Source organism: Mucilaginibacter sp. P4_E8, assembly GCF_056401495.1.
Window position 1 is genome coordinate 1 of the sequence record NZ_JBFUJG010000042.1, and the last position, 23,041, is coordinate 23,041.

Below are 23,041 nucleotides of genomic sequence, written 5' to 3' on the forward strand. Positions count from 1 at the left end.
CATCATAACAGATGTACTGCATCATATTGCCCAGGAAATTCACCAGCGGTCTATGGTTGTTATTTTTAGTGATATGCTGGAGAATAACCTGAATGCCGATAAATTGCAATCACTTTTTGCAGCTATACAACATTTAAAATTTAATAAGCACGAGGTGATCATCTTTAATGTTCATGATAAACAAAAAGAGCTTGATTTTAATTTTGATAATCGCCCCCATCACTTTGTTGATATAGAGAGTGGGGCCGAAATAAAGGTACATCCAGGCAAGGTGCGTGATGCTTACCGTGCATCATTAGCAGCATACCGTCATGAGCTGGAATTAAAATGCGCTCAATACCACATTGACCTTATTGATGCCGACATACACGAAGGATACCATAACATATTAAAGGCCTACCTGGTAAAAAGGAATAAAATGATATAAACAAAAAAGGCTATTCTTTACAAATAGCCTTTTTTAACAGGGGTAACACTTACTAAAACTTGGAACAAAGTAATAAAGTAAGAATGAAGATTTTGTGAAGTTAAGTTTAGTGGTTAAATATCAACTTTACGGCAGTCCCCTTGCTTTTAACCGAGTTTATTTGAACTTTAATATCATGAAAAGCGGTAATACTTTTTACTATGGCCAAACCTAAGCCGTAACTTTCTTTTTCGTCAGTATCAAACTTTTCAAAGCGGTTAAAAGCGTTTTCTATTTGCTTTTGGTCCATGCCGGCACCAGTGTCGGCAATAATGATCGAGTAATTATCCTCCGTAAGTTCATCGCTAATGGTAATAGTACCGGTAGGATGGTTGTATTTTATGGAGTTGTTGATAATATTGAACAACAGGGTATGCATAAGAGGCCGGTTGCCTTCTATGGAGTAAATATATTTAAGATGGTTGGTGAATTTTAGCTGTTTTTCATCCATGCGGTCTTCCAGCTCTTCATGTATTTCTTTAATAACACCGGCTATCATAACCACATCAGCTTTATCAAACTGGTTGTTCTCCACTTTTGATATCAGCAATAAACTGTTGATGATGGACTTTAGGCGGTTTAAGGTTTTAAGCGAAGCATGCATTTTATTCTCACTGCCTTCGCTAAGTTCTTCCTGCAATAAAATATTTTCGAGCCTTGAACTGATGATGGATATAGGGGTAAGCAGCTCATGTGATACATTGGCAATAAACTGTTTTTCCAGAATAAAAAGGTTCGATATTTTTTTCATAAGCTTGCTTATGCTATCGTCAAGCAGTTCAAAATCCTGGGTGGTGGTTTTAATTTTTTCATAATCAAAGTTCATCGGATCGTTCACTTTGATTAGTTTACGGTCTATTATTTTATAAAAAGGTGCGAGCAAAAACTTGGTGAATACCAGGTCGCTAACCAGTGTAAGCGCAAGGGCAATAAACAACACCAGTAAAGTAAATCTTTTAATAATTGATTTTAGCTCCTCAACAGATTCAATGGCCTCGCCAATTTCAAGCCGGTAAGTGTGGTTATTAAAATTAAACTTGTGTGAAAGGACGCGATAATTTTCTGCATTTCTTTCAAAAGTACGTACCTCCGAAGAGAAAGTAACGGCTTTGGATTCCTTTGGCTGGTATTTTACGGGCTGTATGGTTATAAACTCCGTCTTTAAAATGTTATAATCGATATAAACTTTCCCGTTAACCAGGTAGTTATTGATCTCCTTTGATGGAAAGCTCCTTAAAATTTCCTTTTGAGCATTTTCCAACCGCAATTCAATATGGTTGTATGATATCTTTTCAATAGATAGTAATATGAGCAAGCCGGTAAATAAAATAATGGCCACTTTGGTTAAAGTATTATATAGGGCCAGTTTTACCTGTAGTTTCATTTGTTAATGATGTAGTTTAAATATTAATGCGGTAGCCAATGCTCCGTACAGTTTCAAACCAATCAATCGGAATATATTGCGATAGCTTTTTGCGCAGGTTTTTAACATGCACATCAACAAAGTTCGAGTCGGAGTTAATTTCCAGTACATCGCCCCATACATGCTCGGTTAAATTGGTACGTGAAATTACCCGGTTTTTATTTAATACCAGGTAGTTAAATATCTCAAACTCCTTTTTGGTGAGATTAATACGCTCATCGTTATACATTACGGTACGGTTTTGTATGTTAACCAGCAGGCCTTTTATATTAATATCATTACTCTCCAGCCGGTGTTTGCGGCGTGTTATGGCATGCATACGTGCTAAAAGCTCATTTAATGAAAACGGCTTGGCCAGGTAATCGTCTGCACCTTGCTCAAGGCCCATAACCCGGTCATCAACCGCCCCGCGTGCTGTTAGTATAATTACAGCGTCTTCACGTTTATCAAGGCCTTTCAGCATTTTTAAAAGGTCAAAACCGTCGCCATCGGGCAAGCCCAGATCAAGCAGTATAAAATCGTAGTTGTTTACAAATATTTTCTCCTCGGCCGATTTTTTGGTACGTGCGTGTTCAACCGTAAAACCTTCATGGCTTAAAAATTCATCAACTTCAAGGGCTAAGCCTTTTTCGTCTTCAACAATTAATACATTCATAGGCTTGCAATTTACGAAAGCTGAAACTTATAAATAAAACATTAAATGTATATAATAAAATATATGTTTTAAATGTTAATCAACTTAACTAAAAGGTTTGTAAAATTACCCAAATCAATTTGAGCTAAATGCTGTTACAAAATAAACGCTAACTTTTAATATGAGACTTTCCATTGAACGTAAACCCATAAGAGTTAACCCAGATCCCAAACGTGTTATTGCAAGATTCTTTTTTAATGGGAATGATCGTGCTAAAGAAGTGATTGAACGCGTAATGAACATCAGCGAAGAAGTGGCTTTTGGTATTGTTTCGCCGCTGTTGCAGGAGTATTCAAAACGGCACCGTAACATTACCCGGGTTTTAAACCGGCATTGCAGTAAGCTTAAGCCGCTGTTTCAGGAGTTAAATATTGATTATGATACCCTCACGGTTTACCGTAAATTATTAATAGGCTCTTATTTTACCCACGAATATTCTATAGAATCGGCTGCTTTTTTTAACCCCTCAATAGTGGAGGACCCCGATCAAACCGAAATGGAAGACGGGCAAAAGCGGGTGATCATCAGTTTCAGGGCAGTAGGCGAGGGGCATATTTCGTCCATTACTTTTCGCCGGGCGCTTATCGATAAGTTTAATAACATCACTATCCAGCCATCGGGAAGTTATATTGATGAGGCCGAAATTGTACGCAACGCGGTTTATAACAAAAAGCTGTTTTTTGATAAAGCCGCCATCACCCAGATCAGTATTGATGTAATAAGCGAACTGGAATCAAAGCTCGATCATCATTTTGAATATGCAAACCTGCGCCGCATTATCCTTGAATCGCAAAGGCTGCAGGAAAACGATATGAAGCGGCTTGAATACGATAAAGTGCTGTGGCTGGCCGATTCTTACTACGAAATTGTTTTTTCATTGGATACCGATATTTCTGACCGTGTAATATTCCCTATATCTGAATACGAACGTAAGGGTATTGAGGATGCACGCTTTGTGAAGTTTATTAATGAGGATGGAAGTTATGTGTATTATGCCACTTACACTGCCTATGATGGCTCGCTCATTATGCCTAAGCTATTACAGACAACCGATTTTTATAATTTTAAAATAATGCCGCTTTATGGTGCAGGCGCTCAAAACAAAAATCTGGCGCTGTTTCCCCGTAAAGTAAATGGCAGGTATGTAATGATATCACGCATTGATGGCTGCAACAATTATATCATGTACTCTGATAAAATAAACATCTGGGAAAAACCCATACTGTTGCAGCAACCCAAATTTTCATGGGAGTTTATTCAGATAGGGAATTGCGGTTCGCCCATTGAAACAAAAGATGGCTGGATAGTGATAACACACGGCGTAGGGCCTATGCGGCGCTATGTACTGGGCGCAAGTTTGTTAAAGCTTGATGATCCTGCCATAGAGATTGGACGCCTGCGTGAGCCCCTCCTGATCCCTAACAGCGATGAGCGCGAGGGTTATGTACCCAATGTACTTTATTCCTGCGGGGCAATAGTGCATAATAACAAGCTTATTATCCCTTACGGTGTATCTGATTCATCAACAGCATTTGCGGAAGTTTGCCTGGATGAGCTGCTTAAAAAATTCAAAGAGGATGTGAGCGAGGAGATGATCAAGCCTAAAGCTAAAGACTCAAAGCAAAAAGCATGAAACAGGAATAGGATTTGACTCATCTGCTATCGCTGATGTGTTTGTTTTATGCGTATAAAGACTTACGAAATTTTTAAAATTTCGTAAGTCTTTACTGTGCTTTCCCTATATAATAAACCGTCCTAAATAATAAACTCATTATTCAAATTTGCAACCCCGTTTATGGCGGTGCCTGAGTAAAAATGGCTGCTGCGATTTAATGCGATGATTAGTGAATTTTTTTTTGTAAAACATGAAATTGGCATATCCATTGATATAATAAATTGATACAATAAGTGTATATTTAATTAGTGTAGTGAGTGTTACAGTTTAATATATGACAAAAAATTTATACAGCAATGGATCATTTTAGAGAAATAAAAAACAGCTTAACATGGCATAATGAGGGCAAATTTGAAGTTGAGCTGATTAATGGTATTATTACCAAACTTAATTTTTGCGAACCAGGAAAAGGTTCTGACGATTCAGGTAAATGCCTTACCTCAATCAACTATAAGTTTCTGCAATCGGTTTATTCGTGCCTGGGCGATCTGTTTGTTTTTATTGAAGAAGAAAACAAAAGATTAGGCTACAAATACGCGCATGAAAATGAAATTCCTAAGCACGAGCCGGATGAAACAGTAGAAAATACTTATCCCTTACTTGGCGACAATAACGTAAGGCCATTAAATGATTATACTCATCAGCCGGAATCAATGGATTCTTCCGGGGTAAAGGATGAGTTGATAAGGGATGCAGGTTAATAAACTTAATGCAGAAAACCTAAAACCACAAGATCTTTAAAGTAGGTAATATTTTAAGGCACTACAGTCCTATGCCTATAGGTTTTCATTTCCTCAGGCAAGCTTACCCAATATCTTCTTATACAACTCCAAATAATTCTTTGCCATCTTATCGCATGAAAACTGCGAATTTGCCCAATTAAAACAATCTTTACGGCTTATTTGATCCAGCCGGCTAACGGCATCAGACGCTTCATCAACAGTATCAACCAAAAAGCCTGTCTGGCTATGTTTTATCAACTCCGGCATTGATCCTTTATTAAAAGCGATAACCGGGGTGCCACAAAGCATGGCTTCTGCTACGCTCATGCCAAAAGGCTCGTTAAAACTTATGGGATGTAATAATGCATAAGCATTGCCTAATAATTCCTTTCTCTTATCGGGCCCGGCGTGCCCTACATATTCAATATCTGCCGATAATTGCGGTTCAACTTTTTCGCGGTAATAGTTTTCGTCCTGGATGATGCCTGCTATGAGCAACTTGCGTTTGCTTTTTTTGGCGATCTGGATTGCTTCGGCCGTGCCTTTGTCTGGGTGGATGCGACCAAAGTATAGCAGATAATCTTCCGGGTTTGGGTAAAACTCAAAATCTGTAGTATCTAAACCATTGTATACTGTTGCCAGGTATTTAAGTTCTGGGCTGCGGTCGGCGTTACTGATGGATACGTAATAGCCTGTATAATTATACTTTTTGTATACCGGAATTATCCTGGGCGATGAAAAACCATGTATGGTAGTAATCATGGGCGTTTTAATCAGCTTGGAATAAGTAAGCGGCAAAAAATCAAAATTATTATGAATGATATCAAACTGATCAGCTTTTTCCATCAGGTTGCTGATATGCAGGCATTCCAATATTTTGGCATCCTGGCTGCGGTCTTCCTCATAACCTGTTGCACAAACAGCGTCGAGTTTACCGGCGGTTATAGAGTCGCCTGTAGCAAAAAGCGTTACTTCGATACCTGATTTTATTAAACCTTCGGCAATGTTAGATGCTATTTGCTCCCATGGTCCGTAATGCCTGGGCGGTGTGCGCCAGGCAACAGGAGCTAATACAGCTACCTTCATTTAGCAGATCTCCATTTTCTGTTTGCCGTACTTATTGTATTCGTATTCCAGTTCAAAGGCTTTTAACACAGTTAAATGCGATATCAGGTACGCTAAAGTACTTTCGGCGCCCTGGTTACGGTTAATACCGCTGGGCAGCAAGCCATCACAGCAACCCTTTGTTTCATGATCATACAAAGGAGCCCGCAGCGTGTTTTCGCCCAGGAACCACTTATAGCTCAGAAACATTTTCTCCACATATTGCGGTATCCTGAATATTTGGTAAGCCTGAAAATGCATCAGTACCATAGCCATGGTTTCAATAGCCTGCTGATCAAACGTTGGGAAAGTGCCACCGCGATAATACCAGCCATCATTACCAACCGGACTCAAATATCCGTTTGATAGGGTTAATTTATCTAAAAATGCCATGGTGTTCAGGGCTATCCTTTTGGCATTTTCGTTCCCGGTAATTTCACAGGAGTGTAATAGCGCTAAAGGAAGTATCGCATTATCATAAGTCATTTTTTCTTCAAACCATTGCCAATCTTCTGATTGAGTATTTTCATACGCATCTATCAATGGCTGGGTAAGTTGTGTCAATATTTTAACCATTCCTTCGTCAGAGGGGTATACCTGCAGGTATAAACTAATGCCTATAATGGTATTAGCCATACCCCTCAAATGTTCCAGTTTGGTAAAATGGGGTACCGACTTGTGAAATATTTCTATCGCAAACTCCCGGTAGGAGTTACTTGCCGCGCAACCAATCAAATGCCCCAGGGCCCAAATGGTACGCCCAAATGAATCTTCCGAACCTACCTCATCCAGGTAGCGTCTGTCAAAGCTCAAAAAGTTACGGAAATTACCATCATCGGTTTGCATATAGTGAATGTAGCTCAGGTATATAGGCAACAGCTCAAAAGCTTCTTTGCTTTTGCTGCGCTGGTAGGCCATCAAAGCCATAATGAGCGCCCTTGCATTATCATCAAGACAATACCCTTCTTTTAAGTTGGGGATCCCATATTTGGCATGTTGTACAATACCAGTATCATCGGTTAAGCGCAATACATGGGCTAAGCTAAACTTGGGCAGTATTTCAGGATCAACAATGCTGTTTTTTAGTATCTTATCGCTAAAATCATAGCTGACCACAGCTTCCTGGGCTGCCTTTATATATTCGGCGCCTACAACCGGCCAGCGTAAATTCAGGCCATATTGATAGGCGTTTTGTTTAAGCTCTTCTAATACGCGATCCTGGTCAAGCAGTTCAATCACTGTATCGGCAAGGGCTTCAGAATTTTTGAAATCAAAAAGTCTGCCTCGTTTGTCTGCCAGCAGCTCAGTAGCATGCCAGTATGGTGTTGATACTACAGCAGCTCCGGCACCTACAGCGTATGAGAGTGTACCGCTGGTTATTTGCGCTTCGTTCAAATAGGGTGTTACATATATTTCGGTAGCGGTAAGGTAATTTACCAGTTCTTCTTCCGAAACGAATTTATTAATGAACGACAGATTGGCTGATACGCCAAGCTGAGCTGCAAGGGATTTTAAATGATCCCGATATTCCTCACCCGAGCTTTTTATTACTCCGGGATGTGTGTTGCCCAATATCACATACATCACATCGGGATGTTTTTGAACAATTCTGGGCAATGCTTTTATAACCGTTTCTAAACCTTTATTACGACTTAACAAGCCAAAGGTTAATAAAACCCGGTGGTTTTTAAATGAAGACAAGCTGTTAACAGGATTTTCGACCGCTGCTTCTACATCAGGAACGCCATGTTCTATGATCTGGATCTTTTCGGCAGGGATATCATAAATAGTAGTTAAGAACTCAACAGCCCGTTTACTCATTACAATTATCTTTGATGATTGATCAGCAATTTCACGGATAATGATGCGCTGCACATAGCTTGGATCCTTTAATATAGTATGCAGTATAGAAATTAATGGCTTTTCGAGCCGGTTTATTAATGGTAATATGTATATACCACTTTCGCCACCATATATACCAAACTCATGCTCCATAATGCAAACATCTGCATTACTGGTATTAATGTAGTTAGCCGCCTTGATATAACTTTTCTGATGATCCTGACGGATAACATATTTTACCTCATCTGGATATTCATACTCATGCAAATCTTCAGAATCGTTTAATGCAACCACAAAGCCACCATGCGCAAGCGAAGCCCTTTCTGGGAAGTTTGCATTAATAGCGCGCATCAAATTTTGATTGAAGGTGGCCAAACCACATTCGCGGGGAGGGTAAGTTGATATATATGCTATTTTCATATTTGGTAGAAATATTAAAAATGTATGGTTGTAGATATAAATAAGAATATTTAGCTACTTGTTTGAAAGTGACTATAAAAAAGAGCAGAAAGTGATCTGTTTTGAAAGAGAAGATGCCTTTACAGCACATTTATATAGTTACATGCATATAAATGCATAAACTATACCAATTTAACTCAAACTAAATATTATGTGGTATTAATCAATAAAGTAACTTAAAAGTTACCCGTATTAGGTAGACGCCTGTAAATATCAGGCAGTGTAGTAATCAATAGCTTCGACAATAACATTGCACGCTTTTTCAATTTCATCTGAACTAATGATGAGGGGAGGAGCAATACGCATGGAATTACTGCAATGTAAAAACCAATCGGTTATAACACCATGTTCAATGCAGCGGTCAATTATTTTTTTATTCAGATCAAAGCTTTCCAACTCAATAGCCAGCATCAATCCTTTGCCCCTAACTTCCTTTATAGCCGGGTGTGCAAGCAATTTACGAAAAATTAATTCCTTTTCGGCTACGCCTGCTGTTAAATTCTCATTTAATAATACTTCCAAAGCGGCCAGGCCCGCGGCACAGCATACCGGGTGACCGCCAAAAGTAGTGATATGGCCTAAAATAGGATTTTCTTTCAGGGCGCCCATGATGATGTTTGATGAAATGAAAGCGCCTACAGGCATCCCCCCGCCCAGGGCCTTGGCCAATAATAATATATCGGGCACTATCTCAAAGTGTTCAAAGGCAAACAGCTTGCCTGTACGGCCAAAGGCGGCCTGTATCTCATCCAGTATGAGTAATGTGCCTGTTTCATTACAACGTTGGCGTAAGGCCTGCATATAAGCTGCATCGGGCACACGAATACCGGCTTCGCCCTGTATGGTCTCTATAATAACACAGGCAGTTTGCTCTGTGATCAGAGGCAGATCTTCAATTTCATTAAACCGGATAAAACTGACACCCGGTAATAGCGGGCGGTAGGCCTGTTTAAATTCCTCATTGCCCATTACACTGAGCGCTCCCTGCGTACTGCCATGGTAGGAGTTATAGCAAGCCACAACTTGTTGCCTGCCTGTGAAACGTTTGGCCAGCTTCAAAGCTCCTTCAACCGCCTCGGCGCCTGAATTGGTAAAATATACCGACTGCAGGTTTTCAGGAAGCATAGCAATTAGTTTTTCGGCAAAACGAACTTGCGGTGTTTGTACATATTCGCCATAAACCATCAGGTGCATATATTTATCAACCTGCTGTTTAATGGCAGCTATAACATAAGGATTGCCGTGCCCAAGACTGCTTACCCCAATGCCCGATATGAGGTCGGTATACGCTTTGCCAGCGGMATCGTACATATAAATACCCTCGGCATGTTCAAACTCCAGTAAAAGCGGGAAGTTGGTAGTTTGCGCGTTATTTGCCAAAAAAAGCTGACGAAGGGTAGGCATTTTAAGTTGTAAGTTTTTAGTTCGAAGTCCTGAGTTATTAACGGCAAAGATAAGCTTTAATGCAGGAATATAAATTGAACCGGAAATCAAACAAGTAAGGTCAATAACAATTGTCACTAAAGACTAAAGACTAAAGACTAAAGACTAAAGACTAAAGACTTAATTCCCTGCCCTTTCGCTGCGTTCGCTGAGTTGTTTAATGAGTTCGTCGTTAAATTCGCGCTCACTTTTATAGAGCTCGCTCACTTTTTCGGGAGGGAGTATTTTCAGGAAGGCGTCTTTATAGCGTTTGCGTATGGCTACCAACTGACTTTCGTAATAAATTTCTTTATCTATCTGTTCAGTGCCGTTGGTGGCCGAGCTGGAGTTATTTAAACGTTTTAAGATCCTTACCGCAGTAAGTTCCTGCTGGTAACGGCTATATACAGGCCAAAATTTAGTCGATTCCTGGTCTGTAAGGTCTAATTGTTTGCTGATAAACCTGTTACGGGCCGCTTCAAGCCTTTTGCCCATAGCGCCCTTTTTTTGGGTGTTTGCATTGGGCGCAGTTCGTTGACCAGGCACCAGTTGATTTGATACCTGTGCAAAAGACTCATAGCCCGCTGCCACAATAAATAATACAATAAAAATATGCCTGATCAATTTACTCATTAAAATGTATCGTTAATTAGTATCTATATAATCTGACAGATCTTCATCCAAACTTTCACTATTAATTTGCTGCCCGCCGTCCATCAGGGTACGGGTATCGCCTGCATCCATGTGCAATTGCAGGTAACTCTTAATTTCGTCTACAGGTATGGTTGAAAGCTGTTGATGTAAAAATGATTGGTCGTGCTTTACCGGGGCATCTGCACTTTTTATAACAACGCCAATACCTAATATCAGGGCAAAGCAAGCTGCTGTAGCATACCTGAAGGTATGGGATACAAAAAGCCTGCGCACCATACCTTTCTTTTTAACAGCAACCGGCATGGTAACAATCTTAGCCGCATCCTGGTTAACAGTTTTATTTAAAATATTTTGGTTTAACTGTTCAAAATAACGCGCGGGAACAGTAAAATCTTCGGCCCCAATATCAACATGCTGCTCAATACCTATTCTGCTTTGGATATTATTACTCAATTCCTCAAAATAATTTTCAGGAACGGTGAAGTCTTCTGTTTCGTTGCTTATATACTGTTCAATGGCAATCCTGCTTTGGATGTTGTTACCAAGCTCTTCAAAGTAATTTTCAGGCACATCAAAACCCTGATGCTCCGGGTTTAATGCGCCCTCAATGGCTACCCTGCTTTGGATGTTGCTGCCAAGCTCATCAAAATAATTTTCTGGTACGGTAAAACCTGTGTTTTCCGTATTCACAGCCTCTTCAATACGTATACGGCTCTGTATGTTGCTGCTTAATTGTTCAAAGTAGTTTTCAGGAATGGTAAACCCACCGGATGAGCCTTTTAGCTCTTCCAGCCTTATGCGTGATGTTATGTGCTGCGCTAATTCGTTGAAATAGTCAGACGGCACTGTGAACGGATTATTTGCATTGATCCGTTTCAGTGATTCATAATCATCCAGCCACTCCCTATTGTCCATTTCGCTTTTCATACATAACTATAGATGAACATAGTGCTAAAAGGTTTAATGTAAATTAAAATTAATCTTTAGATAGCAAAAAAGCCTCTATCTTTTTGACTGCCAAGTGAAAAGATGCCTTTAAAGCACCCACGCTGGTACCCAAAACCTGCGATATTTCTTCATACTTCATATCATCATAATACTTCATATTGAATACCAAACGCTGTTTTTCGGGCAGGGTTATCAGGGCCTCCTGTAGTTTGCGCTGTGCCTGGTCGCCATTAAAGTAGCTCGAATCGGCCAGTGTATCGGCCAGTTCATAAGCTACATCATCCAGCGAAACATTGTTTTTTTGCTTTTTCTTGTTCAAAAAAGTAATGCATTCATTAGATGCTATCCTGTACATCCAGGTATATAGCTGCGCATCATTTCTAAAACCCAGCAGGTTTTTCCAAACCTTAATAAAAACGTCCTGCACCAGATCGTCCGCATCATCATGGTCAATAACCATACGGCGTATGTGCCAGTAAATTTTTTGCTGGTATTTTTTCAATAACAGGTTAAACGCTTCGTTACGTGTTTTTTCGTCCTGGAACTTGCTTAAAATCTCTGAATCTTCAACCTGCAACGACATTTTTTAATTTTTATAGTTAAATGCTAAATACCGCATTTTGTTTTCTTTGCATTACCTTTTTTGCGGCAAGTACAATATGCGCGGCATCAAGGCCATATTTGGTCATTAACTGCTCAGGTGTCCCGCTTTCGCCAAAACTGTCATTAACAGCAATGTACTCCTGTGGGGCAGGTGTATGGGTTGCCAGCACCTGTGCAATGCTATCGCCCAAACCACCCAAACGGTTATGCTCTTCGGCTGTAACCACACAACCAGTTTTAGCTACCGACTTTAAAACGGCCTCAGCATCCAACGGTTTTATGGTGTGTATGTTAATGATTTCGGCATCAATACCTTCTTCAGCTAACATTTCGCCGGCAAGTATAGCCTGCCAAACCAAATGACCGGTGGCAAATATACTCACATCTGCGCCTTCATTCACCATCCATGCTTTACCAATCTCAAATTTTTGATCAGGATCTGTAAAAATAGGAACAACCGGCCTGCCAAAACGCAGATAAACGGGGCCTTCATACTCGGCAATGGCTATTGTAGCGGCTTTTGTCTGGTTATAATCGCAGGTGTTTATCACGGTCATTCCGGGCAGCATTTTCATTAAGCCTATATCTTCCAGAATCTGGTGGGTAGCGCCGTCTTCGCCCAGGGTTAAACCAGCGTGCGAAGCACAGATCTTTACGTTTTTGTTTGAATAAGCTATCGACTGGCGGATCTGGTCATAAACCCTGCCGGTTGAAAAATTAGCAAAAGTACCGGTAAAAGGAATTTTACCGCCAATGGTCATGCCGGCGGCAATACACATCATATTTGCCTCGGCAATACCCACCTGCACAAAGCGTTCGGGAAATTCCTTTATAAAATCATTCATTTTTAATGAGCCAATAAGGTCGGCACAAAGCGCAACCACCTGGTCATTTTTTCTGCCGGCTTCCAGCAGCCCGGCGCCAAAACCCGAGCGGGTATCTTTTTTATCTGTGTAAGTATATTTCTTCATGAGAGGCCTCACCCAACCCTCTCCTGAAGGAGAGGGCTTTTTATTTAATTGTGATTAATGGTTGTTTATTAACGGTCGTTTATTTTTACTCCCCCTTCAGGGGGTAGGGGGCTCAATAATCTCCCAGTGTTTCTTCCAGCTGACCGAGGGCCAGTTGTAGCTGCTCGTCGTTTGGTGCAATACCATGCCATTTGTGGCTGCCTGCCATAAAATCAACACCATAGCCCATTTCAGTATGCATCAATATCATGATTGGTTTGCTCTGACCTGTATGGCTTTTGGCCTGTTCAAGGGTTTTTACCACATCGGCCATGTCATTGCCATTCATTTCCAGCACATCCCAGCCAAAAGCTTCCCATTTAGCATGAAGGTCGCCTAATGATAAAACCAGTTTGGTTGGTCCGTCAATCTGCTGACCGTTTACGTCAATGGTTGATATCAGGTTATCAACACGGTTGTGCGGCGCAAACATAGCGGCCTCCCATATTTGTCCTTCCTGTAATTCACCGTCGCCATGCAGGGTAAATACCAATGATTTATCGCCATTAAGCTTTTTAGCCAGTGCGGCGCCAATAGCTACCGAAAGTCCCTGACCCAACGAACCTGATGCAATGCGGATTCCCGGCAAATGCTCATGTGTAGTTGGGTGGCCTTGTAAACGCGAGTTAAGCTTGCGGAAAGTGGCCAGCTCGGCCTTGTCAAAATACCCGGCGTGTGCCAGTGTACTGTAAAATACCGGCGAAATGTGTCCGTTTGATAAAAAGAAGATATCCTCGCCCACGGCATCCATATTAAACTTTGGATCGTGGTTCATTACCGAAAAATAAAGAGCGGTAAAAAATTCAGTACAACCTAATGAACCACCCGGATGGCCCGACTGGCAGCCATGTACCATACGTACAATGTCGCGCCTGATCTGTGACGCGTTTTTTTCTAATTCTTGAATATCTGCTTTCATTAATAAAATTTAGGAAACTACTAAAGTAGAAATTATTATTGTGTTTTTAACACTTATTTTACAAGATCAAGTATCTGTTGTGATGAATTTTGGGTATCAACCTTTTTAACGATATGACTGATCACCCCATTGCCATCAATAATAAAAGTAGTGCGAACGGTACCCATATACTTTTTGCCATAATTGTTTTTTTCGGCCCAAACGCCGTAAGCTTCTACAATGTTGTGGTCGTTATCAGCTATCAGGGTAAAAGGCAGGCTATATTTGGTCTCAAATTTTTTGTGCGATTTTTCATCATCGGTACTTACACCAATTACCTCGAAACCTTTGCTTAGTAAAGATTGATAATTGTCCCTGAAACTGCATGACTCAGCTGTGCAGCCCGGGGTATCGTCCTTTGGATAAAAATAAAGGATCACATTTTTACCTTTATAATCAGTAAGGGAAACGGTTTTTCCATTTTGATCCTTTGCTGTAAAATCAGGGGCTTTATCGCCTTCTTGTAATGTTGCCATAGTTTTATTGTTTTAGTATCAAGTAGCGTGTTTAGTATCAAGTAGTTAGTATCAAGTATCATGACTTCTTAAACGCGGTACTTAGGATTAGTAAAAAAATCTTGATACTTGATACTAACTACTTGATACTACCTATAAAAATCAGCCTTAAATTCCGAAAAATTGTTTTTGTTATCGCCAACGGTTAGCTTAAATACGTGCTTGCCGGGAGCAATTTCGCCGTTAAAGGTATAACTTAGTATTTTACTTTTATAATCCCACTCCATTAAAACCCATTTATTGTCGATAGTGCCTATATAGCTTTTAATGCCCGACAGGTTATCGCCCATACGCAAGTTAATGCTTTTAAACGCGGTCATGTTGCTGCCGTTATGGATATTTAACGGACGGATGACCGGTGGCAGGGTATCTATCTTAATAAAAAATTCGCCGAAGCTGCTCACTTTTGATTTTACGTAGCCATCCTGGTAATAGCCGCCCTGGCAGCCGCCTGTGGTACTTACAATTACCGCCTTATCGGCATAATTACCCAAATCTACATCGGGTTTTATCCAAAGATCATAACTATCATGGATAGGGGTAAGCTTATTGTGGATATGGTGCACCTGCGAGAAACCAGATGCTGGTTTTGGTGATATGGAGTAAGTGAAATCAAGGTCATCATACAAATTGCCTGGCATAATGATCACTTTTACCTTATCAGTACTGAACTCACTTTTTTGGTCGTAATGGAATAAAGTACCTGCTATTTTATTGACAACAGGAATAAACTTTTCTGATTGTACCTTTAGTTTAACAGTTGAAGTATTGCCGGCCGCATCTTTCACCACGTACTCTACTTCGTGCAGGGCATTATCATCAAAAGTAATGATACCCCGGTTGATGGATTGCGGATAAAGCGATATGTGACTACCCGGCAGTATAAAGCATTTTTGCATCCACCTGCGCGATGAGGTGAAAGTAGGGTAATCAATATAAGCGTTGATGGCATGGGTTTGATCGAATGCGAAACGTTCAACCGAAAAGGTGTATACGGTTTGGCCGTCAAGCTTTAACTCCACCGAATAAATGCCGTTATGATTGGCCGAAACGCTGTTCATATCAGTAGTGTTGATACCGAAACCGATGTACCCGCTTAAATGCAATACCTGCGGTTTGATGAGGTGATAATTGCCTGTACCTGCAGCGCCGGTAACCGCTAAAAATTCCTTCGGCGTTTTTTCACTGAAAGGGCTGCCGTTGAGGTGATAAATGCCTATTGAGGTAATGGTAGGCGACACCCTGTCGGGTATGGTTAGGCCAAACAGCTGCGGGTTAATGGTTTCCTCGGTTTGTGTATCCCTGATCTCGAAGTGCACATGTGGCCCTGCCGATGCCCCTGCATTGCCGGATATGGCTACTACTTCGTCTTTAAGAACAGGTACTTGTGCGGGCGTCAGTTTAAAATCAGCCTCGTAGGTTTGGTGCTCATACTGGTAGGCTTTTATTATAGCTGCAACAGCCGGTGTAAAGCTTTGCAGGTGCCCGTAAACTGTTGTATAACCATTGGGATGGGTGATATAAATGGCCCGGCCAAAACCGCCAAACTGTACCCTTACCCTTGATATATAACCATCGGCGGCAGCATGTACCGGGTAACCCGTCCGCTGGTTTGTCTTAAAATCGAGCCCGGAATGAAAATGCTGGGGCCTGAGCTCGCCGAATGAACCTGCTGTGCTTGGTGGCAGGTCAAGCGGATAGCGGAAGTAATTTTGTGGGTAGGGCCTGCTTTGTATGGTAGTTTGCGCACGTATGCCCCAGCTAAAGCCCAGGCATAACGCGGCTATAATCAAATGTTTTTTAATCATATTTTATTTAACGTAAAAGTCGAGCAATTTTTCATCCTCCAGATATCCTTCCAGCCTGTCGCCAACCTTTACTTTAGATACTCCGGGAGGAGTACCGGTGAATATAAGATCGCCCTTTTTTAGGGTGATGTATTGTGAAACAAACGCGATAATGTTTTCGAATGAGAACAGCAGGTCGCGTGTATTGCCTTTTTGCCGGGTTTCGCCATTAATATCCAGCTTGAAATTCAGGTCATAAATGGCAGCAAACTTAGCCTTAGGCACAAAAGTGCTTATGGGCGCCGAGCCATCAAAGGCTTTGGCCAGTTCCCAGGGCAGGCCCTTTTCTTTATGGCGGCTTTGAATATCGCGGGCGGTAAAATCAATGCCTAAAGCGATTTCATCATAATAACCAGCGGCAAATTTTTCATTTACGTGTTTACCCTCCTTACTTATTTTTAATACGATCTCAATTTCATGATGTACGTCGTCCGAAAAGTCAGGATGATAAAAAGGCTTATTGTCCTTTATTATGGCAGTTTCGGGTTTCATAAAAATAACCGGAATGGCTGGTACCGGGTTATTTAATTCTTTGGCGTGCTCGGCATAGTTGCGGCCAATGGCAATTATCTTCATAAGTTACAGCTATAAACGCCAAAGCTAAAAAAATAGCTTGGTTTGTTTAAACAGATGTAAACTGTCAAAGCATTTTTACTAAAGTAAATGGAGTTATAGTACCGAGATGCGTTTTATAACCGATTCGGTACCAGCTACCACCCGTACAAAATAAAAGCCGCGGCTCAATTTGTTGTTGATGGGGTAGTTGATGTTATGATCGCCGGAGTCAACCCTTTGCGAAAACAAAGTGGTAATATCATTACCCAATACATCCATTATTTTAATGGTGACATTGGTATTGCGTGATATAGAGTATTTTAAATTGATTTGATCGGTAACCGGGTTAGGGTACAGTTGCACGTCATTAAGTAATTTGTCTTCGGGGTGAGACACACTTACCTTTACGCTTGATGTTACCGCAGGCTTTAATGGTGGCAGTACCAAATGCAAGCCATTTTTTAAATAAGACGGTTTTGTAGATTTACCCTTTGAAACACGCAGATAGGTAGTATCGTTTTTTGAGTGATGAGTTTTAATTTCAGACGCAAAGGCAAAGTTCATAAAAATTACCATCGCAATTAGTATGAACCACGTATAAGTGTAAATAAAAGAATAAGTAATGTTTCGCCTCATTTTTTAGTCTCGCTTACAAAAGTATAAATAAAGCCCTCATCTATTAAAAAAATGATGTCTTTCTAAAACTTTTTAACAAATTTTAACAAAATCTGTCTGTTTTACAGTTTAGACTCCTTTTTCAGTTATACGTTTAATGATTATTTAAGTTTAACCAAAAAATTTAATATTTTTGCAGCTTTTAAAATATAAAAGTGTCAAACCATAAAGATCTGCAAAAACTGTCGGCTGCCGGCCTGCTTATCAGTTTAGGAATAATTTACGGTGATATTGGTACCTCCCCACTATACGTATTTAAGGCTATAGTTGGCCAGCAAAGGATTTCTGAAACATTAATATTAGGAGGAGTATCCTTAATCTTCTGGACACTTACACTACAAACCACTTTAAAATATGTAGTAATTACCTTACGAGCTGATAACAAAGGTGAAGGTGGTATTTTTTCGCTATTCTCGTTAGTGCGCCGTAAGGCAAAATGGCTTATTGTGCCTGCTGTTGTAGGAGGATGCGCCTTGCTTGCCGATGGTATAATTACCCCGCCTATCACCATATCATCAGCCATTGAGGGTTTGCAAACCTATTATCCACATTTGCCCACTGTGAAGATTGTAATGGCTATTATAACCGTTCTCTTTATTATTCAGCAGTTTGGAACTTCGCTGGTAGGTAAGGCTTTTGGACCTATTATGTTTATATGGTTTACCATGATGGGGGTACTGGGTATAAGTTATATTATACTTTCACCGGGTATTGTAAGGGCTTTAAATCCTTATTACGCTTATGAATTGCTGAGTTCCAGTTCAAGCGGCAGTGCATTTATTATACTGGGCGCGGTATTTTTATGTACCACCGGAGCCGAAGCTTTATACTCTGACCTGGGCCATTGCGGTAAGGATAACATCCGCATCAGCTGGATATACGTTAAAAGCTGTTTGATATTAAATTACCTGGGGCAGGCAGTTTGGTTATTGCAGCGCAATGGCAGTATTATCAATCTGAACATTAATAACCCTTTTTATAAGATCATGCCGGGGTGGTTCCTGATATTTGGTATAGGTATTGCCACGGTAGCTGCTGTAATAGCAAGCCAGGCGCTTATATCAGGGTCATTTACACTTATTGCCGAAGCGGTTAGGTTAAACCTATGGCCAAAAGTACGTATCAATTATCCATCAGAGCAAAAAGGACAGTTGTATGTACCCAGCGTTAACTGGATACTTTGGGCGGGCTGTTTAGGCGTGGTGCTCATATTCCGCCATTCAGAGAAGATGGAGGCGGCCTATGGGTTAAGTATAACGGTGGCCATGCTCATGACCACCATACTGGTCTCCAAATTTTTGAAGCGTAAAAAAGTACCCACCTATATCATCACTGCATTTTTAATTATTTACCTCATCATTGAGGGCACTTTCCTTGCAGGTAACCTGGTTAAATTTGTGCATGGCGGCTGGTTTACTTTATCAATAGGCTTTTTGTTGTTCACCGTAATGTGGACATGGCATACCGCCCGTAAGATCAGAAACCGCTATGTGAAGTTTGTTGCCATTGATGATTACTTTGATATTTTAAAAGAGCTAAGTGCTGATGAAACTGTACCTAAATACGCCTCGCAGCTGGTTTATTTAACAAGCGCTAATTTTAATTCCGAAATTGAATCGAAAATAGTTTATTCCATACTGCAAAAACAACCTAAACGTGCTGATGTATATTGGCTGGTACACGTTGATGTGGTTGATGAGCCTTACAAACGTGAATATGAAGTTGAATCGTTGGTGCCAAACAAGGTGATCAGGATCGATTTTAAATTAGGGTTTAGGGTTGAGCAGCAAATAAATCTGTTGTTTAGAAAAGTAGTTGAGGACCTGGTGAAAAGGGGCGAGGTTGATATTACCAGTCATTATAAATCATTAAACAAGCACAAGATAGTTGGCGATTTTAGGTTTGTGGTGATTGAAAAAGTATTATCGCGCTCACATAGCCTGTCGTTCTACGAGCGGTTCATTATGGATTTTTATGTACAGCTTAAAAAAGTAAGTTTATCAGAAGAGCGTGGTTTTGGCCTCGATCTGAGCTTTGTTACTGTTGAAAAGGTTCCGCTGATGCTATCTATTCCTGAAGCCATAGAGATACACCGGGTAAATTAAAAGCTCATCATTAATATTGTCATCCTGAGCTGTAGCGAAGGATCTATTCATAGCCCTGCATATGATTTAGAGCGTTACTATAGAGCCTTACGAAGTTTTAAACTTTGTAAGGCTTTTACTTTATGCCCTTCGTGATAATTTTCTTTTGTTAAGCCAATATTAATACAGTATTACTACAGAATGTTTTTTGATCTTTACCGCGTTTGGAAATAAGCGCTGTGAAGAAAAAAATTCAATTAACTTTTTGGGCATTACTTTTTACTACAAGTCTGTTTGCCCAGGGACCCGACCTCGATATTCTGAAAGGTATCAACGGGCCTGTTAGTCCGGGTGCTGATAAAACCTGGAGATTTATTACCAAAAAAGCCATTTATATTGATGCCGCGGTACCCGCGGGTTTACTCATAGCCGGCTTCATAAATCATGATGATGATCTTAAAATAAACGGTTTACAGGCAGGGGCCTCGCTGATCGTTGCTGGTGGTTCAACTTATATTTTAAAAAAAGTATTTAACCGTACGCGTCCATATATTGCCCATCCCGGTGATATAACCCTTAAAGAATCCCCAGGCCCAACCGATCCGTCATTCCCGTCAGGACATACATCATTTGCCTTTGCGGCCGCCACTTCATTAAGTTTGGCTGTGCCTAAATGGTATGTAATTGCTCCTTCGTTTTTATATGCTGGCGCGGTAGGATATTCACGCATGTACCTTGGGGTGCATTACCCCAGTGATGTTTTGGGTGGAGCTGTTGTAGGCGCAGGTTCGGCCTATTTAACCTGGAAGGCGCAACAGTGGCTTACGGGTAAAAAAAAGCATAAAACTTATCCGGAATAGATCATTTAAAGCAGGGAGACACATGTGATGTGTCTCTACAATTAGAACGTAGAGGCGCATCACATGCGACTCCTAATATTTGCATGTTGGCAATTAGATGCTTCACTGCGTTCAGCATGACAGTTCTTAGGTGATTATTTCCCTTTTTCGTAAGCCATTTTCATATACTTTTTAACTTCGTCATTAAGATCTTCTTTAAGATACATCCTGAAGTAATGGTTATGATCGTTGGTGCCGGGTACGGTCTTTATTTTGGTGAAGCAAAGGTTATCGTCATAAATTTCATTAAAGGGAAATACCACATCAATAAAATTTTTACCTAATTGGGTAACATAGGCAAAATTTACCCTTGCTCCCAGCGCTATCATGCTTTTTGTTGGATATACTTTTATGGGCGCTATCTCCAGATATTCAGTGATAAAATGATCAAATAATTCAACCGTATGTGCTGATTTTCCTTGCAAAAAATCGCCCAGGTTACGCTCACGGCAGGAGTGAACCTGATTGGTAATTGCAAATTCGCGGTCACATATCGGGCATATCCACATGATACACTATTAAGCAGTTTTTGCCTCCCGGCCCAGTACACTATTTTTATAGCTGTAGCTAAAGTAAATAACCAGGCCTATAACCAGCCATATTAAAAACCTTAACCAATTGGTATACCCAAGCTCGGTCATCAGGTAAAAACAGCTCATTAAACCCAGTACCGGGATCAGCGAAAAGTTTTTGATAAAACTATAAATACTAATAACGATGATCAGGATAAAGAAAAGATAATTGGGGAAGTTGTAAAGAAAGCCATAAATGCCTAAAGTGTACTTTTTAGCATCGTTGATGGTGGGGGTAGCTCTTAGTGCCGTGTTAAATTTATCTTCCTCCAGATCCTTGAAATATTGGGTTATAGCATCAGGTTTGATTGTGGTTTGCTTGCCGTACAGCGCGTTGCAAGTACTTAACAAAGCCACATTATCCGCGGCATCCAATCCGTCAATTATTACCGATTTGTCTTTTATCTTTTTAAACTGCATCATTTCAACCTGCGGAGCCGGCTTAAAGTAAACGCATGAACCTAAAATGATGAGCGTTATCAGGGGCACAATTATTTTCCCGTTAACGTATGGTAAATGGAAACGACCAGCTTGTGCAGCCTCACGCGGGAGTAAAAGTACACCACCGCATACCAGTACAAATGCAAACAAGGTGCCTATGCTGGTTAGGTCGGTAACCTCGGTAAGGTTCATGAATAATGCAGGTATGGCCACCACAAAGCCGGTAACAACGGTAGCAAATGCCGGTGTGTGAAATTTAGGGTGAATACGTGAAAATGCTTTTGGCAGCAAGCCATCGCGGCTCATACTCATCCAGATACGMGGCTGCCCTAACTGAAATATCAATAAAACACTTGCCGTGGCAATAACCGCGCTGATAGAAATGATATAGCTTATATTATGCAGCCCTACTTTGGCAAATACAAACGCAAGCGGATCGCCAACCTGAAGGTCTTTATAGCTTACCATACCGGTAAGCACCAGGGCTATCAGTATATAAAGCACAGTACAAATGATCAATGAATAAATCATACCGCGTGGCAGGTCCCTTTGTGGTTTTTCGCATTCTTCGGCAGTGGTTGATATGGCATCAAAACCTATATAAGCAAAAAATACACCTGATACTCCCTTCATTACCCCGCTAAAGCCATTAGGCATAAAGGGGTGCCAGTTGGCAGGTGTTACGTAAAAAAAGCCAATAATAATAACCGCTATAACAATTACTACCTTTAAAATAACCATGGCGTTAGTTGCCTTTTTTGTTTCGCGGATGCCTATATAAACAAGATAGGTGATGATAAATACGATACCCAAAGCAGGCAGGTTGGCTATCAGTTTAAAATTGCCAATACCCGGCGCGGTATTCCAGGCCAGTGCTGCTGCCTTTACCCTGTCGCTGATTTCGGCTAACTGGCCGCCAGCGGCTTGTACCTGCTCATGGCCCCTTAAGGCCGAAACATAGTCCATGCTCAGGTATTTGGGCAGATGGATATTGAAGCCCTCGAGCAGGTTAACAAAATATTCGCTCCATGAAATGGCCACAGCAATGTTACCTATAGCGTATTCCATTAAAAGATCCCAACCTATTATCCAGGCAATTAACTCACCAAATGAGGCATAAGCATAGGTGTAGGCACTGCCCGCAACAGGTATGCGCGAGGCAAACTCGGCATAGCAAAGGGCCGAAAACCCGCAGGTTATTGCTGTAACTACAAATAAAAGGGAAACTGCTGGTCCGCCGTGAAATGAAGCTTCGCCGATGGTTGAAAATATGCCTGCACCTACAACGGCAGCAATGCCCATCAGTGTCAGGTCTTTAACATTTAGTTCTTTTTTGAGTTGCGATGATGCTGTGCCCGGGTGTTCACTATCACTAAATCCACATTCAACATCATGTAATATTTTTGCTACAGATTTCTTACGAAATATACTTTTCGACATTCAATTTAATTAATTAATCTAACTCAATTCAAA

The 23,041-nt window shown here is 40.8% G+C and carries 20 protein-coding genes and 1 pseudogene; 5 read left to right on the forward strand and 16 right to left on the reverse strand.

The window, feature by feature from the left end:
* Positions 1 to 427: pseudogene (locus tag AC1DRQ_RS16180) on the forward strand (DUF58 domain-containing protein); the annotation flags it as partial.
* Positions 428 to 533: 106 nt separating this feature from the next.
* Here AC1DRQ_RS16180 and AC1DRQ_RS16185 read toward each other — a convergent pair.
* Both AC1DRQ_RS16185 and AC1DRQ_RS16190 read right to left on the reverse strand, forming a co-directional pair.
* Entirely contained in the window at positions 534 to 1,850 is a 1,317-nt protein-coding gene (locus tag AC1DRQ_RS16185; protein WP_477425695.1) for a sensor histidine kinase, read from the reverse strand.
* 16 nt (positions 1,851 to 1,866) lie between these two features.
* Complete coding sequence (locus AC1DRQ_RS16190) at positions 1,867 to 2,544, reverse strand: response regulator transcription factor (protein ID WP_429394484.1); 678 nt, start codon at positions 2,542 to 2,544, stop codon at positions 1,867 to 1,869.
* 160 nt (positions 2,545 to 2,704) lie between these two features.
* On the opposite strand from AC1DRQ_RS16190, the gene AC1DRQ_RS16195 reads away from it, so the two are divergent.
* Both AC1DRQ_RS16195 and AC1DRQ_RS16200 read left to right on the forward strand, forming a co-directional pair.
* Positions 2,705 to 4,216 carry a glycoside hydrolase family 130 protein gene (locus tag AC1DRQ_RS16195; protein ID WP_429394486.1) on the forward strand — a complete coding sequence of 504 codons (1,512 nt, stop codon included), beginning with the start codon at positions 2,705 to 2,707 and terminating at the stop codon, positions 4,214 to 4,216.
* Positions 4,217 to 4,554: 338 nt separating this feature from the next.
* A complete protein-coding gene (locus tag AC1DRQ_RS16200; protein WP_429394489.1) occupies positions 4,555 to 4,959 on the forward strand; it encodes a hypothetical protein in 405 nt (134 codons plus the stop codon).
* Positions 4,960 to 5,052: 93 nt separating this feature from the next.
* On the opposite strand, the gene AC1DRQ_RS16205 is transcribed toward AC1DRQ_RS16200, so the two are convergent.
* The 12 genes from AC1DRQ_RS16205 to AC1DRQ_RS16260 form a co-directional block, all read right to left on the reverse strand.
* Complete coding sequence (locus AC1DRQ_RS16205; RefSeq protein ID WP_477425696.1) at positions 5,053 to 6,066, reverse strand: glycosyltransferase family 4 protein; 1,014 nt, start codon at positions 6,064 to 6,066, stop codon at positions 5,053 to 5,055.
* Positions 6,067 to 8,346, reverse strand: a complete 2,280-nt coding sequence (locus tag AC1DRQ_RS16210) for a glycosyltransferase family 4 protein (RefSeq protein WP_477425697.1) — start codon at positions 8,344 to 8,346, stop codon at positions 6,067 to 6,069. It lies immediately after the preceding gene.
* A gap of 252 nt (positions 8,347 to 8,598) precedes the next feature.
* Entirely contained in the window at positions 8,599 to 9,789 is a 1,191-nt protein-coding gene (locus tag AC1DRQ_RS16215; protein ID WP_477425698.1) for an aspartate aminotransferase family protein, read from the reverse strand.
* Positions 9,790 to 9,948: 159 nt separating this feature from the next.
* The gene (locus tag AC1DRQ_RS16220) at positions 9,949 to 10,440 is read right to left on the reverse strand and encodes a hypothetical protein (protein WP_477425699.1); all 492 of its coding nucleotides are present in this window, start codon (positions 10,438 to 10,440) and stop codon (positions 9,949 to 9,951) included.
* Positions 10,441 to 10,452: 12 nt separating this feature from the next.
* A complete protein-coding gene (locus AC1DRQ_RS16225; protein ID WP_477425700.1) occupies positions 10,453 to 11,388 on the reverse strand; it encodes a hypothetical protein in 936 nt (311 codons plus the stop codon).
* Positions 11,389 to 11,437: 49 nt separating this feature from the next.
* Positions 11,438 to 11,992: an RNA polymerase sigma factor gene (locus AC1DRQ_RS16230; RefSeq protein WP_429394500.1), complete on the reverse strand. Its 555-nt coding sequence runs from the start codon at positions 11,990 to 11,992 to the stop codon at positions 11,438 to 11,440.
* Positions 11,993 to 12,008: 16 nt separating this feature from the next.
* Positions 12,009 to 12,983, reverse strand: a complete 975-nt coding sequence (locus AC1DRQ_RS16235) for a transketolase family protein (RefSeq protein ID WP_429394501.1) — start codon at positions 12,981 to 12,983, stop codon at positions 12,009 to 12,011.
* 112 nt (positions 12,984 to 13,095) lie between these two features.
* Entirely contained in the window at positions 13,096 to 13,941 is an 846-nt protein-coding gene (locus AC1DRQ_RS16240) for a transketolase (protein ID WP_477425701.1), read from the reverse strand.
* A gap of 53 nt (positions 13,942 to 13,994) precedes the next feature.
* Positions 13,995 to 14,456 (reverse strand): thioredoxin-dependent thiol peroxidase, encoded by a 462-nt coding sequence (gene bcp, locus AC1DRQ_RS16245; RefSeq protein ID WP_429394506.1) that lies wholly within the window; start codon positions 14,454 to 14,456, stop codon positions 13,995 to 13,997.
* 128 nt (positions 14,457 to 14,584) lie between these two features.
* The gene (locus AC1DRQ_RS16250; RefSeq protein ID WP_477425702.1) at positions 14,585 to 16,303 is read right to left on the reverse strand and encodes a M23 family metallopeptidase; all 1,719 of its coding nucleotides are present in this window, start codon (positions 16,301 to 16,303) and stop codon (positions 14,585 to 14,587) included.
* 3 nt (positions 16,304 to 16,306) lie between these two features.
* On the reverse strand, positions 16,307 to 16,918 hold the full coding sequence (locus AC1DRQ_RS16255) for a fumarylacetoacetate hydrolase family protein (protein ID WP_477425703.1): 612 nt from the start codon (positions 16,916 to 16,918) through the stop codon (positions 16,307 to 16,309).
* A 93-nt stretch (positions 16,919 to 17,011) separates the two neighbouring features.
* Entirely contained in the window at positions 17,012 to 17,461 is a 450-nt protein-coding gene (locus AC1DRQ_RS16260; protein WP_477425704.1) for a T9SS type A sorting domain-containing protein, read from the reverse strand.
* 266 nt (positions 17,462 to 17,727) lie between these two features.
* Between AC1DRQ_RS16260 and AC1DRQ_RS16265 the strand changes: the two genes are divergently transcribed.
* Together AC1DRQ_RS16265 and AC1DRQ_RS16270 are read left to right on the forward strand one after the other, a co-directional pair.
* Entirely contained in the window at positions 17,728 to 19,677 is a 1,950-nt protein-coding gene (locus AC1DRQ_RS16265) for a KUP/HAK/KT family potassium transporter (RefSeq protein ID WP_477425705.1), read from the forward strand.
* Positions 19,678 to 19,895: 218 nt separating this feature from the next.
* Complete coding sequence (locus tag AC1DRQ_RS16270) at positions 19,896 to 20,516, forward strand: phosphatase PAP2 family protein (protein ID WP_477425706.1); 621 nt, start codon at positions 19,896 to 19,898, stop codon at positions 20,514 to 20,516.
* Between the two features lie 134 nt (positions 20,517 to 20,650).
* Here the strand turns inward: AC1DRQ_RS16270 and AC1DRQ_RS16275 are convergent, their stop codons facing one another.
* Together AC1DRQ_RS16275 and AC1DRQ_RS16280 are read right to left on the reverse strand one after the other, a co-directional pair.
* The gene (locus tag AC1DRQ_RS16275; RefSeq protein WP_477425707.1) at positions 20,651 to 21,064 is read right to left on the reverse strand and encodes a DUF5655 domain-containing protein; all 414 of its coding nucleotides are present in this window, start codon (positions 21,062 to 21,064) and stop codon (positions 20,651 to 20,653) included.
* Positions 21,065 to 21,073: 9 nt separating this feature from the next.
* Positions 21,074 to 23,008: an amino acid permease gene (locus tag AC1DRQ_RS16280; RefSeq protein ID WP_477425708.1), complete on the reverse strand. Its 1,935-nt coding sequence runs from the start codon at positions 23,006 to 23,008 to the stop codon at positions 21,074 to 21,076.
* Positions 23,009 to 23,041 lie beyond the last annotated feature (33 nt).